This is a genomic window from Acetobacter fabarum (assembly GCF_011516925.1).
Classification (GTDB): domain Bacteria; phylum Pseudomonadota; class Alphaproteobacteria; order Acetobacterales; family Acetobacteraceae; genus Acetobacter; species Acetobacter fabarum.
In genome coordinates this window covers 257391-270613 of sequence record NZ_WOTG01000001.1, presented here as the reverse complement: position 1 = coordinate 270613, position 13223 = coordinate 257391, and the positions used below count along the sequence as shown (strand labels likewise).

10 protein-coding genes are annotated in these 13223 nt (G+C 58.4%); 2 read left to right on the top strand and 8 right to left on the bottom strand.

Annotated features, from left to right (window positions below; genetic code table 11):
- Nucleotides 1–2 precede the first annotated feature (2 nt).
- The 5 genes from GOB83_RS01295 to GOB83_RS01275 all read right to left on the bottom strand — a co-directional run bounded on the left by GOB83_RS01295 (nt 3) and on the right by GOB83_RS01275 (nt 7867).
- The gene (locus GOB83_RS01295) at nt 3–1373 is read right to left on the bottom strand and encodes a peptidylprolyl isomerase (protein ID WP_086647175.1); all 1371 of its coding nucleotides are present in this window, start codon (nt 1371–1373) and stop codon (nt 3–5) included.
- Nucleotides 1374–1454: 81 nt separating this feature from the next.
- The gene (locus GOB83_RS01290) at nt 1455–3782 is read right to left on the bottom strand and encodes an LPS-assembly protein LptD (RefSeq protein ID WP_086647212.1); all 2328 of its coding nucleotides are present in this window, start codon (nt 3780–3782) and stop codon (nt 1455–1457) included.
- A 6-nt stretch (nt 3783–3788) separates the two neighbouring features.
- Nucleotides 3789–4901, bottom strand: a complete 1113-nt coding sequence (lptG, locus tag GOB83_RS01285) for an LPS export ABC transporter permease LptG (RefSeq protein ID WP_086647176.1) — start codon at nt 4899–4901, stop codon at nt 3789–3791.
- Nucleotides 4902–4917: 16 nt separating this feature from the next.
- Nucleotides 4918–6066, bottom strand: coding sequence for an LPS export ABC transporter permease LptF (lptF, locus tag GOB83_RS01280; RefSeq protein WP_086647177.1), 1149 nt, complete (start codon nt 6064–6066; stop codon nt 4918–4920).
- A gap of 91 nt (nt 6067–6157) precedes the next feature.
- Nucleotides 6158–7867: a porin gene (locus tag GOB83_RS01275; protein WP_165925014.1), complete on the bottom strand. Its 1710-nt coding sequence runs from the start codon at nt 7865–7867 to the stop codon at nt 6158–6160.
- 492 nt (nt 7868–8359) lie between these two features.
- On the opposite strand from GOB83_RS01275, the gene GOB83_RS01270 reads away from it, so the two are divergent.
- On the top strand, nt 8360–10282 hold the full coding sequence (locus GOB83_RS01270) for an ABC transporter ATP-binding protein (RefSeq protein WP_242005678.1): 1923 nt from the start codon (nt 8360–8362) through the stop codon (nt 10280–10282).
- On the top strand, nt 10279–10971 hold the full coding sequence (locus GOB83_RS01265) for a GntR family transcriptional regulator (RefSeq protein ID WP_086647180.1): 693 nt from the start codon (nt 10279–10281) through the stop codon (nt 10969–10971). The genes GOB83_RS01270 and GOB83_RS01265 overlap by 4 nt, the downstream gene beginning before the upstream one ends.
- Before the next feature lie 133 nt (nt 10972–11104).
- Here the strand turns inward: GOB83_RS01265 and minE are convergent, their stop codons facing one another.
- From minE to minC, 3 genes are all read right to left on the bottom strand, one after another.
- On the bottom strand, nt 11105–11389 hold the full coding sequence (gene minE, locus GOB83_RS01260) for a cell division topological specificity factor MinE (RefSeq protein WP_086647181.1): 285 nt from the start codon (nt 11387–11389) through the stop codon (nt 11105–11107).
- Nucleotides 11386–12201 carry a septum site-determining protein MinD gene (gene minD, locus GOB83_RS01255; RefSeq protein WP_086647182.1) on the bottom strand — a complete coding sequence of 272 codons (816 nt, stop codon included), beginning with the start codon at nt 12199–12201 and terminating at the stop codon, nt 11386–11388. The genes minE and minD overlap by 4 nt, the downstream gene beginning before the upstream one ends.
- 149 nt (nt 12202–12350) lie before the next feature.
- Complete coding sequence (gene minC, locus GOB83_RS01250; protein ID WP_165925013.1) at nt 12351–13046, bottom strand: septum site-determining protein MinC; 696 nt, start codon at nt 13044–13046, stop codon at nt 12351–12353.
- Between the last annotated feature and the right edge of the window lie 177 nt (nt 13047–13223).

Genomic DNA, 13223 nt, shown 5'->3' with positions numbered 1-13223 from the left:
GGTTACGCCCCTTTCAGTTTAACGTGCAGGTCGATCATGGCGCGGCGGTGCAGGTCGCTATCCAGCTGGCGGGCAGCCTGTTCCACGCGCTCGTTCATCAGCTGGTCAGCAATTTCGCTCGGGGAGCGGTTGGAAAAGTTCTTTTCCGTTTTGGAGCAGACCATCAGCAGATCAATCCCCTCGCGCGAGACCATGGGGCGCGAAACCTGACCAATGGGAAGTTCCGCCAGCACAGACTGCATTTGCGGGTTCAGGCGTTCCAGCGGCAGTTCACCGGGGTTGCTGGGGCGTTTTTCCCCTTCGCCCTTGTTGGCAGCTTCCATTTCCGTGCAGCTATGGGTTGTCTGGGCTATGTGCATGGCCTTCTGGAGAGCAGCTTCCTGCTGGGGGGTCACATGCTGGGGGTCGAGCGGTGTGTCAAACCCGACAAAAACCTGACGGACATCAACCATATGCCCCATTTCCTTGCCCACAACCCGCTTGCCGTTCAGTGTGACAATCAGGAACCCGCCGGGTACGGTAATGGGGTTGGAAACAGCGCCGATGCCCACAGGCATCCGGCGGACAATATCGACCACGCTGGGGTCCAGCTCATCCTCCTGCACCCAGCCCATGGAGCCACCGTCAAGCGCTGTCTGGCTCTGGGAGAACTGGGCCGCAACAATGGGGAAGGGCGCGCCTTTGTGCAGTTCGTCAATAACCGTATTGGTAAAGGCGAGCTCTTCCTCCGCATGGCGGGGGTCGTCCACCTTGACAAAAATTTCGCTGATTTCGTATTCCGTCCGGCCTTCTTCACGCTTTAGCGCGGCCTGTCGCTGCGCAATATCGCCAGCGGAGACGCGCGAGCGTGGGCCAAGCTCCTGCCGCAGGACCTGAATCCAGCCGATCTGGACGCGCAACTGGTCGATCAGCGTGGTCAGGGAGACACCATCCTTTGCAAGATGGTTGCGCAGGGTGCCTTCGGGCATGCCATTGCGTTTTTCAATATTGCCAATGGCGGCGGCAATCTGTTCAGGCGCAATATTGATGTGGCGGCTCAGGATTTCCTGTGTGCGCAGCTTTTCATCAATCATCTGGCGGATAATCTGCGGGCGCAGGCGGGCCATCAGGTCATCGGATACGGGCAGGCCGGTGGAAAGGGCAAACAGCTTGCCGCGGTTGTCCACGTCTCTCTTGGTGAGGGGAATGCTGTTGACGACCGCAACGATCATGTCATCCGGTTCGGGCTGTGCCTCGGCAGCAGGCGCCTGCGCGGATTTGGCGGCAGATGAGTGGTGGTGGGTGGCCGCTGCCGCGTGGGGAGCCGCCGCACAGACCGGAAGAGCCAGCGCGGTAAGAGAACAACAAGCCAGTGTTAAGGAGCGCAGACGCATACGGAACGGTCTTTCAGCTTTCTGCCATATCAGAACGGTCTGTTTGTGATACCGGAGATGGCACTATTTTTGAAGCGGTTCTTACTTGAGCCCGAAAGCCCCCAGGGTTTTAAGGCTTACCGTGACCAGATAGGTCGAGTTACGCTGCTGCCCACCAATGGTGGTGTATTGCTTCAGATACATGAAGTCGATAGCGAAGCAGTCATTATCATACCCAAGATCCCCGCCGAGAGAGACGAAGTTCTTGCGTGAGAGGCTGCGCCGCGAAAAGCCAGAAGCGTGCCAGTTCTGCCAGTCCACGGAGACCCCGCCACTGAGTTCGCTGGTCTGTGTCGTGTAAAGCTGGTTGGGGGAGTAGGCGCGGTAGTTGGTGGCAAAGTAGTAGTAGGGCGTTACGGGCTCGTAAATATAACCGCCACGAATGCGGAAGTGCGGCACACCTGCGCTGAAGAGTGCATCGCCAAAGTTGATTTTGGTCTTGTGCGGGTCCAGGCGCATGCGGGCCGTGAAGTCAAAATACTGGCTGGGAATAACGCGTGCGCGTGCCACCACATCCGACGCATGGTGATCCAGCCCGGAGTAGGGGATCATGTCATGTGTAATGTGCTGCTGAAAACTTTCGCCCGCCAGCAGGTCCACAATATGGCCGTCCCATGTCCAGTTGGCATGCACACCCACGTTGCCGCGTAGCCCGCCGTCTAGCCTGTCCGTGCCCTGATACCGGTTGAGGGCAAACAGCGTGCTATCGGTAAACTCGTAGCTCATGCTGTCTTCGTTGGGGATCATGTCGTTGCCGTTGTTGCCGGTATTGGGGGCGTAAATGCCCTGCACAATCGGCTCGATTAGCTGCGTGCCACGGCCGTGCTCAAAAGTCCGCACAAACGGCCAGTTGGTTTTAAGGGCTATGGTTGGCAGAACCTGCCCGGTTACGGAGGTATGGGACGTATTATAATAGGTTGGCTGCTGGTACAGTTTGCGGGCGCGATAGACCATTGAATCCAGCCGCAGGGTCAGCAGGAACTGCTGGCCCATTTTGGTATGGAACGGGCGGTTCCAGTTCAGCTGCAACTCGCCACGCTGGTCGGAAACCCCGTTATCGCGCTTTACATTGAAGTCTGTTGTGTTGACGCTCAGACGCCCACCCAGCATGTCGGGCTGGCCGGTAAAGCTGTAGGTGTAGCGGGGCAGCACAAGGGGCAGGTCCCTGTTGTGAATGATCCCCTGGTTCAGCCCTTCATAGTACTGCCCGTCCAGCCGGTTGTAGGAGCCGGTGCCAAACCCTTCCAGGTAGGCGTTGGAGTTCAGGGTATCTGCCCCATAACCCTGCACACGGTAGTCACGCATGTAGTTGGCGGAGCTGGTGTAGTTGATGTTCGCACCCGCGCGCCAGTATTTGTTGATGGAGAAGTTGCCGCTGATGAACACATGGCCTTGCAAGCCATGGTTGCCGCCGCTTTTTTCCTGATGGCCGAAGTTGTTGGTGTACATCTCGGCTCTGTGCGTATCGTAGGCTACGCCTGCACGCACGCTCAACTGGCCAAAGTTCAGGCGGTTGCGGTAAAGCCCGCTTAGCTGCGGCCCCGTTTTGGTGGCAAACAGCCCCTGTATGTTCATGTCCGACTGCTGGTTGATTACCCAGTAGTAGGGAATTGTAACATAGGTGCCCAGATAACGGTCATGCGGTGTAAGCCCGGGCATAAGAAAACCGCTGCGCCGCTTGGCCGAGGGGTCGGTCATGGAAAAATAGGGCAGGTAGACGACTGGCACGCCCAGAATATCCAGATAGGCATCACGGAAGTCTATTTTCTGGTGTTCAAGGTCCTGCGTCGCGTTAAAGGCGCGGAACTGCCAGAAGGGCGGGCGGGTCTTGTCTTTTTCACAAATTTCGCAGGCCGTGTATACGGCGCGGCTCATATCGTTGATCTTGCCGCCGGTGCGCCGCATGCCGTTGGCGGCCAGTTTGGCGTTATCTGGCATGGTGGAGTTCACATGCAGCATGATCCCGTCCTTCATGCCGCCTGTCAGCTCGGCATAATGGGCGTATATGACCGAGCCATTGGGCTGGATGGTGGCCACATTCCCGCGCGCGGCCATAAGGCCTGAATCCCGGTCGTACACGATCTTGTCCGCACGCAGGACGCGGTCGCCCTGCCATACCTGCACGTTGCCGGTCCAGGTTACGGTGTGTTCCACATCGTTGTAATCGACCTTGTCAGCCTGAAAGGTGGCCGGGTCGTTGGGGGATGTCCGCTGCTGGGAGTTGACGTGCATGGACCGGGGCTTGAACTGCGCAAAAGCCGCTTTGGGCTGGCTGATCACCAGACACGCGGCAACGCTCCCCAGCGCTGTTGCAGCACTCAGGGTGGAGCGGCGGCGCAGCAGAGCGCAGCAAAAGGGCCGGAGCGCCACGATCAATCAGCCATCCTCCAGATGAAGAAGTAGTGCAACAGCCAGACAAAGCCCGGCAAGGGTAGGTGCCCATGCAGCCAGAACGGGGGGAAGCGCTCCTGACTTTCCTAACTGCTCAGCGACTTTGGATATGGTGAAAAGCAGAAAACCCGCCGCAACACCAGACCCAACCATTTTGGCAACGCCCCCCCGCCGTGACGGACGCATGGAAAAACCGGCGGAAACCAGTGCCATGGTGCCAGCCAGTATAGGTAATGCCAGAAGAGACTGGAAATGAATACGGTGGCGTATGGATGAAAAACCTGAATGATCCAGCAAGGTTATAAAACCCGGCAGCGCCCAGACGGAAAGCGTGTCGGGCGAGGCAAAGCTTTCCTGCACCCGATCAAGGGTCAGGCTTGTGGGGAGGACGATGACGCCAACAGGCGTTAGAATGTTGTTGGGCCGGACCACAGATGCCTCGGTAAGCTCCCACCCTGCGTTTTTCAAAGCCCCTCTGGGGGATTCGATTCGCATGATCAGCTTGTCTTCATGGTCGAGCCGAAACACGCTGATATCGCGAATATGCAGTTGCCCCTGAGTTACCTGTACGTCCCCCGCATGCAGCATGGTTACGCCGTGCGGGTCGTATTGTGTGTCTGCCTGACGCAGCCACAGTGAACCGCCTGAAAGGCTGAGAGGCCCTCCGTCGGAGCGGAGGTACTGCTGGTCCAGATCCGCAGCGCGGCGGTACATGACGGAGGAAAGGGGGGAGATGACGCATGTGGCCGTAATGCCAAGCAGAATGGCGCAGGCCAGAGGTGCTGCCAGAAACTGCCAGACCGAAAGCCCCGCCGCACGCGCGACTATGAGCTCGGATGAGCGCGTCAGCCGCCAGAAACACACAATGCCGCCCAGCAGAATGCCAAATGGCAGAATTTCCATGGCAAAATAAGGTACGTGCAGCCCGGCAATTTCCGTCACGATGTTGGAGGAAACTTCAGGGCGGGAGGAAACCCGGCGGAACAGGTCAATCAGGTCAAACAGGCAGATAATACCCGTCAGGGCCGCAATCATGGTCAGCACGCACAGCAGGAACTGCCGCGCAATATAACGCGAGAGGGTGACGGCAACGATCATGCGTTCGGGCGTCCTCTCATGCCTGCTGGGGCTGGCGGCGGTTGGCTTTTATTTCCGGCATGAACAGCAGATAGGCACAGACCAGCCCGGGCAGCGTGGCAAAGAGCGGAATAAGGGGAATAAGCCGCATGTTGCGCCCGGCCAGATTTTGCAAAAGCATGGTTACGGCCAGCAACCCGACAACACACAGCACCGCCACAAGCGGGCGCGTTACGCTGCCATGGCGCGAGAATGCGCCCCGGAGCATGGCAAACATGCCGATCATGGCAAAGGAAAAACAGGTTAGCGGGGAGGTCAGGCGCCGCCAGCCTTCAACCTTGAACTTGCCCGTATCCCGTGCCGAGACAGCGCTGGGGTCGGGGGAGAGCAGCTCGGAGAGGGACATCTCGGCTGAATCACGCAGATGCTGGCTGGATGGGTGTGCGGTAGAAAAATCCATGGTGTCCTGTTTGAAAACCAGCATGTTCAACCGGCCGGTTTTGCGGTCGAGAACCTGACGGGACCCATCATAAAGCACAACGCGCGGCACGTCATTGACCATGACCATATTGCCGTGGCTGGCCAGAATTGTGGCATGGTTGTCGGGTTGCCGGTCATCTTCCACCAGAATACCCCACAGAACCCCATTCTGGTCGCGCGAGCGGATATAGACGGTCATGGTGTTTGATACTTTTGTAAAAACACCATCCTGCAGCATAAAAGCCGCCATTTTGTTCCGGATCTGGAGCTCGTACTGGCGGAACGCATGGTAGGAGGAGGGGACAATCCACACGTTGAGCACAAATACAATCAGGGTGGAAAGTGCCGCGCAGATTAGCCCCGGTCGCGCCAGAGAGAAGGGGGAAAGCCCCGCAGCCTGCATGACCGTAAGTTCACGGTCGCTGGCCAGACGCTGGTAAACAAACAGGCTGACAATAAAGGTGGTAATGGGCATGACCACCGCCACAAAGGACGGCAGCAAAAGACTGGTCAGTTCTATGAACACACGCAGGGACAGGCCCCTGTCCACAACCAGCGACACAAAATGCAGGGACTGCATGAGCCAGATCAGTGCCGCCAGCCCGCCCGTAGTGGCTGCCAGCGCCACCAGCAACTGGCGCAGCACGTAGCGGTCCAGCGTTAAAAAGTGGTGTTGGAGCCACAGAAGAAGGGAGCGGACAGTCATGCTCTCGGTTATCTACCTCTGTGGTGTCAGAGGCAACAGCCCGGGCTGTAATCGGTCTATAAAATAGAGACGATAGAACCCCTTGACCGGACTAGAACATCAGCATGACACCGCCAGATGCGGTGTTGTCGCTCTCCTTGCTGCCCCCATGTGCGGAGGAGGACGTGTGGGAATATTCGCCAACCACGGTCAGCCAGTCGGTCATCTGGTAATAGGCGGCCCCGACCTCGGACTGGTTGCGGCGCACAAGCCCCGCAGAACCCGCCTGACTTTCCAGAGCCGTATTTTCCCCACCAGCCAGATACAGGTTGCTTACGCCATAGCTGCCAACCAGACGGAATTTTTTGGTAATATGATAGGCGCCCTGCACGTAATACCCTTCCGAGTCACGTTTGCGGCCACTGGCATCCACACCATCAAAGAACAGGCCGGTCGTGCCCAGCCCGCTGCCACGGTAGTAGTAGGCAACGCCTTCAAGCGGCCCGTAGGTGACCTTGGTGCCAATATCCCCCGCTTCCACCATCGCGCTGTGGTGCTGGTCGGAGCTGAGCAGGGGTGTTTTGCCATCTGCCTGCAGGCTGCTGAGTCCCTGCATGTGCTGGATCAGGAAGCTGGCCCAGATGTGGAACTGCACATCGGAGACGGAAAAATCATACACGGCGCGGCCCTGCACCATGGGGGAGGAATGCTGGGTGGACCCGGCCGAATACTGGCTGGCAGCGGAGGCCGCAGTGGGGTTTGTGGCATCGGCGTAGCCAAATTCATCCAGCGGCTGGAAAATACCCACTGACCCCTGAAAACCGCCCAGCTTGGGGGAAGTATAGGAGATCTGGGGGATCCAGTCCGCGTACACATAACCCACGCCAATACGGCCCAGCGATGTATTGGCAGGGGAGGCATTGCTGCCTGTGGAACCAACACTGAGCAGGGTTGCATCGTTCATGATCGCATCGCTGGCGAACAGGGCCAGATCACGACCGATCTTGAAGGTCCCCATGTCCTTGTTGCCAAAGGTCATGTACACCTGACGAAGGTCGATGCCTGCCGTGCCCAGCCCCACGGGGCTACCGCCGGAGTTGGCGTTAAAGGCGGCAGGTTTGGCGTTGTCCAGCCCCGGATACATGCCCAGAACAGCGGAAATATCCATACCCTGCTGCACGGTGTTCATTTTGAGAATAAACCCGGCAGGCAGCAGCCCGTTCCTGACTGCGGAGGAATCAAAGCCCGAAGACCCGGAGGAAACACCACCGGCAACAGGGCGGCCACCCGCAGGGCTGTTATAGGTGTAAAAACCGTTCACAAAGCCTGAAAGGTTGATGTCTATGGGGCCAGCTTTAAAGGTCAGCCCCTTGCCCGGCACATATTTGGCAACGCGTACAAAATTGCCGCTATCCAGCGCTTTGGCGGCTTCCTGTGCGGAGCGCGCGCTGGCTTCTGCCCGGGTGGCGGCATCTTCTGCTCGCAGGGATATGTCGTTTTCACCCGCGCCGGGATCAAAGCGGATACCTGGCTCATAGCCCGATTGCGCACCATGGGCTGCATGCGCCATGGCCGTGCGCGTGCCGCCGGAAGCTACATGGGCCGGGCGTGTTGCACGGGGTTCAGCCGCAAGGGCGGCATGGTGGACATGCTTGGCCAGAAGTGTGTCATATTCATGTCTGGTCAGGCTGCCCTTGGCACGCAGAACATCCAGCAGGTCTGCGTAGTCATCCGCGTAGGCAAGCGTGGGGAGCATATAAGGCACCCCGGCAACTGATGCAGCCATGACAGTAGCCAACAGTGCCTTTTTTCGCGATGCCATGAACTGTGTACTCCCTTGAATTCTCATGTTCTCTGTGGAAGCCAAGGCTTGCTGTCGTCAATATGTGGATAATGGGCGGCAAGGCTGCGCAGGCGGTGCGGTTGCCCCCCGTTTTTGGGCGTTCTGATATGCGCGCATTGGGTGGCGTGTACCCCGGTTGTGTGTGGAGCCCGCTGGATGCTGCGTTATTTCAGTTAAAATAGTGTAATATTTTCAGGGATTTATATAATTTTTAGCATATGTGGGCCGGGAAAAATTCTGTTTGGAGATGAGCCAGTAGCGGATAGCCCGCGCCACAGAACGGGGTGGAAAAGTTGAAAAACAGGTGAAGGATGGTTGCCTCGGGTCGTGGCTCATCACGCAATGTTTATCGTTATAACAAGGGGTTCTGGCGCTTCCGGTTGGTTCGGAATCATAACGGGCATGGCGTAGGCCGCGTGTTGGTATGCGTTAAAACCTGTTTGGGATAAGCCGGAAAGACACGTAATGTGGATGCAATACCCGACTGCGGCAGGCAGGATGGGGGCTGTTCCGGTCTGGCTGTTGGGTCAGGCGTATTCTGCCAGGGAAGAAAACCAGAGCGTGTTGGTGGACGACAAAAACAACAAGACCGACGGGGCCAACCCCGTATCCGCCCATGTAACCGTACCCGATGAAGCCTTGCCCGCCTATGCAGGCAGGCCGGTACGCTTTTTGCTGCGCTACATGCGGGCAAGGCCAGTGGGGCATACACTGGTTTTTGGGGCCGTGGGTGGGGCCATAAGCTGCATTGTGCTCTCCTCCTACGGTATTCGCCATCTGGTGGACCTGATGACCAGCCACTCCGGCGCGGCTGCGGTTTCGGGCGTATGGGCCGCCGTGGGGGTGCTGATCGGGCTGATCGTGGCGGACAACATATGCTGGCGTATTGCAGGCTGGTTTGCCGCCCGGACATTTGTGGCGGTTACGGGGGATATACGGCAGGACCTGTTCCGGTTTTTAACGGGCCACTCTCCAGCTTATTTTGCTGATCGTATGCCCGCCTCCCTTGCCGCGCGTATTGCAACGGCGGGGAATGTCAGCTTCACCATTGAGAATATGCTGGCATGGAACGTGCTCCCGCCCAGCCTGAATGTGCTGCTCTCTGTGGTGCTTATGCTCTCGGTCAGCCTGACCATGGGTGGGGCGACTGTTCTGCTGGCTGGCGGTTTGTGCCTGATCATGTTCCGTTTAGCACTCAAGGGGCGCAGGCTGCATGGGCATTACGCGGTGGCCGCCGCCGGGCTGGAGGGGGAGACACTGGATGTTATGGGCAATATTGCCCTTGTCCGTGCCTTTGGTATGCGCAACCGCGAACGCCAGCGCTTTAATGCCCTGACCGAGCGGGAAATGGGAGAGCGGCTCAAATCCCTGCGCTATATGGAACAGCTCCGTATGATTCATGCGGGCATGACCGCTGTGCTCACAACGGGCCTGCTGGTCTGGGCCGTTCTGCTGTGGCAGTGGCAACAGGCCAGTGTGGGGCAGGTGGTTATGGTGATCACGCTGGGCTTTGCCATTCTGCATGGCACGCGCGATCTGGCTCTGGCACTGGTGGAAACCATTCAGCACAATGCGCGCCTGTCCGAGGTGCTGTCCTCCCTGCTGGTACCGCATGACATGCCCGACCCGCAGGTTGCCGCCGACCTGCCCAGCCCCGTGCGGGGTGATGTCCGCTTTGGCGATGTAACCTTTGCCTACCCCGGAGGGGAGCCGGTTCTGGCGCATTTTAACCTGCACATTGCCGCAGGGAGCCGTGTGGGGCTGGTGGGGCGTTCAGGCTCGGGCAAAAGTACGGTGCTGGCCCTGTTGCAGCGCATGCGTTTTGTGCAGTCCGGCTCCATACTGATCGACGGGCAGGACATCCGGGAACTGACAGATGACGCCCTGCGGGCCTGCCTGTCTGTTGTGCCGCAGGATGTCTCGCTTCTGCATCGCAGCGTGATGGAGAACATCCGCTACGGTCGGCCCGATGCGAGTGACGAGGCCGTGCGCGCCGCTGCCGCCGCCGCCGGATGTGCCACGTTTATTGATGCCCTGTCCGAAGGGTTTGAGACAATTGTGGGGGATAGGGGGGTCAAGCTCTCGGGCGGGCAGCGCCAGCGTATTGCCATTGCACGGGCCTTTTTGCGCAATGCCCCTATTCTGATCCTGGACGAAGCAACCAGCGCGCTGGATACGGAAAGCGAGGAGCACGTCCAGCGCGCACTGGACCGGCTTATGGTGGGGCGCACGGTTATTGCCGTGGCGCACCGCTTGTCCACCCTACGAAACTTTGACAGAATCGTTGTTATGCAGGATGGCAGAATTGCAGAGGACGGCTCTCCTGCGCAACTTGAGCAGCAGAATGGTCTCTACAGTCAGTTTCTGAACAGGCAAATGGCACATGCGCAATGACATTTAACACCATCACCATTCCAGCGCAGGGTGAGAGCAGGCCCGAAGGGCGGGGCGCTCTGGCGGCGTATGCCTACCAGCAGATCCGTGACCAGTTGATTTATTGCCGGTATCAGGGTGGGGAGCGGCTGGTGCTGCGCCCACTGGCTGCATCGCTGGGCTTAAGCCCAACCCCTGTGCGTGAGGCCCTGCTACGCCTTGTATCCGAGCAGGCACTGGTGCTGGATGAGCGCAATACGGCGTGTGTCCCGCTGACTTCCCGCCCTGTTTTTCTGGATATTCATGGGGTGCGCGAAGTGCTGGAAGAGCGCGTAACCCGCGATCTGGCCGCCCATATCACGCCCGAGCAGATTGCCGTGCTTGAAGAAAAGCACGCGGCATTTATTGCCGCGTATGAGGCGGGTGAGCCGCATGCAACGGCCATAACCAATGTGTATTTCCATAGCACCGGGGCTGGTTTTTCAAGGCTGTCGGTTACTGTGGGGCTGATCCGGGGGCTATGGACCCGCATGGGACCAATTTATGCCGCCGCCAATGGCCTGCCTACCATAAGCCCTGCCAACCCCGACCACCCACACCTGCAACTGCTTCAGGCCTTCCGGGCGGGGGATGCGGATGCCGCGGTAAAAGCCCTTAAGCGGGACTTCATGCAGGCTAAGGAATGGCTGGAGCCTCTTCTGCCCGGCTAAGGCGCTTTTATGGCCTATGTATGAAAAACGCCCTGTTCGCACCATACCAGAGATATGGCGCGAGCAGGGCGTTTGCGTACTGGCAGCATAACAGACCGCTTGGGCCTGCTATGCTGGGGCATAATAGGTGCTGTCAGTCTTTTTTGGCGTTTTCGGCCCTGTCGGTCAGGCCGGGAACTTCCACATCAATTTCCAGCACCGAACATTGCGCGCCACGGTCCATTTTAATCTGAACCTTGTCCTGATCGACCGCGACATGCCGTTTGATCACTTCCATGATCTCACGGTGCAGCTTGGCAAGCAGGTCATCCTTGCCATCACCAACAGCAATACGTTCGTGCGCCAGCAAAATCTGTAGCCGATCGCGCGCAACCGGCGCCGAGGAGCGGCGCTTGAAAATGCTGGAGAGGAATGTCATGCGACTCTCCGTTTGAACAGCCAGTCAAACAGGCCCTTGCGTTCTGTGGGAATGGTGACTTCCACCTTCTCTCCCATCAGGCGGCGAGCGGCTTCGGTATAAGCGCGGGCTGGCGCGCTATCCGGTTCTGCAATGGTTACGGGCGCACCCACGTTGGATGCCTTGAGCACATCTGCGCTTTCGGGGATAATGCCCAGCAGCGGGATGGACAGAATTTCCAGCACATCGTCCGTGCCCAGCATGTCGCCACGGGCGGCACGCTGCGGGTCGTAGCGGGTGATCAGGAGGAACTTCTCCATTTTTTCACCGGCTTTGGCTTTTTCTGTTGTGCTGTCCAGCATGCCGATAATGCGGTCACTGTCACGCACGGAGGAGACTTCGGGGTTGGTCACGATCACGGCCATGTCGGCGTGGTGCATGGCCATTTGTGCGCCGCGCTCAATCCCTGCGGGGCTGTCACAGATCACCCAGTCAAACTTTTTGCTCAGGTCGGCAATAACCTTGGCCACACCTTCTGGCGTCAGGGCGTCCTTGTCGCGCGTCTGGGACGCGGGGAGGAGGGAGAGCGTATCAACCCGCTTGTCCTTGATCAGGGCCTGAGCAAGGTTGGCGTCCCCCTGAATAACGTTGATCAGGTCAAACACCACGCGGCGTTCGGCCCCCATGACAAGGTCGAGGTTACGCAGACCAACGTCGAAATCCACCAGAACCACGCTCTGGCCAGCTTTGGCCAATGCTGCCCCAAGAGCTGCGGTGGTGGTGGTCTTGCCGACACCCCCTTTGCCTGACGTGACGACCAGAACCTTTGCCATCAGTCTTCCTCTTCCTTATGCAAGCCGGTAAAGGCGCGCGCTTTATGCCACGGCCCAATCTGGGTGAGACATTACAATCTGTGCGCGAAAATGAAACGTATAATGTGACATTAATACGGCTTTTGTAGCATGTTTTATTCAAACCCGCATCAGGGTAGGGGTTTGAATACCAGAGTTTCCCCCGCAAGCATGACCTGTGTGGGTTTGCCGGTGCATTGTGCGTCCATTTCTTCCGCCGTGGCGTAGAATCCGTCTATGGCAACAAGCTCGGCGGCAAGGTTGCGGGTAAAAATCCGGGAGTCCGCATTGCCGCCAATGCCAGCAATGGCGCGGCCCCGCAGTGCGCCATAAATATGCACGGACCCGCCAGCTGTGACTTCCGCCCCCGAGGACACGGCCCCCAGAATAACCACATCCCCATCAGGCCAGATAATGTGCTGGCCGGAGCGCACGCTTTCTTCCACCACAAGGGTAGGGGCCAGTGTTGGGTTTTTTTCCCCTTCCGGGATGCTGACCGGGCCGGAGGCGCGCCCACCCATCGGGCTTTCCGGCCATGCCCAGTCGGCTACGGCAGGCCAGGACCTGTCTCCCCCTTCTATGCCCAGTACGCGTATGCCGCGTTCTTGCAGGGCGGGCAGGAGGTGGGGCAGGTCGGGTGTGTCTGCCTGCATGAGGCTGAGGTCCAGAATAACAGGCTTGCCCGCAAAAAAGCCCACTGCGCGCTGGATCTGGTGGTCCAGTGCGGCCAGCCAGTCCACCAGCGGTGTTTCCGGTGTGAGGGTCAGGGCCAGAAAGGAGCGCCCAGACATACGGATGCGGGAGGAATTGGAATGTGTGCCGGACAACGAACAGATGCTCTCTCAAAAACAGGAACGCCAGTTAGCGTGTAGAATAACAGAGTTGTATTGCAACAGAGAAGTTTGTGTTGCGGGTTAGTTTTTGCCGCACAAAAGGAATATGTGGAAATTGATGGGCTTTGCCCGGTTTTCCCTCTGGCGTGGCTGCATGCAATGGCATAAAGC

Bases quoted from the DNA above. Each gene is read 5' to 3' on its own strand.
- GOB83_RS01295 (WP_086647175.1), bottom strand. From the start codon at position 1,373: ATGCGTCTGCGCTCCTTAACACTGGCTTGTTGTTCTCTTACCGCGCTG.
- lptG (WP_086647176.1), bottom strand. From the start codon at position 4,901: ATGATCGTTGCCGTCACCCTCTCGCGTTATATTGCGCGGCAGTTCCTG.
- lptF (WP_086647177.1), bottom strand. From the start codon at position 6,066: ATGACTGTCCGCTCCCTTCTTCTGTGGCTCCAACACCACTTTTTAACG.
- GOB83_RS01275 (WP_165925014.1), bottom strand. From the start codon at position 7,867: ATGGCATCGCGAAAAAAGGCACTGTTGGCTACTGTCATGGCTGCATCA.
- GOB83_RS01270 (WP_242005678.1), top strand. From the start codon at position 8,360: ATGCAATACCCGACTGCGGCAGGCAGGATGGGGGCTGTTCCGGTCTGG.
- GOB83_RS01265 (WP_086647180.1), top strand. From the start codon at position 10,279: ATGACATTTAACACCATCACCATTCCAGCGCAGGGTGAGAGCAGGCCC.
- minE (WP_086647181.1), bottom strand. From the start codon at position 11,389: ATGACATTCCTCTCCAGCATTTTCAAGCGCCGCTCCTCGGCGCCGGTT.
- minD (WP_086647182.1), bottom strand. From the start codon at position 12,201: ATGGCAAAGGTTCTGGTCGTCACGTCAGGCAAAGGGGGTGTCGGCAAG.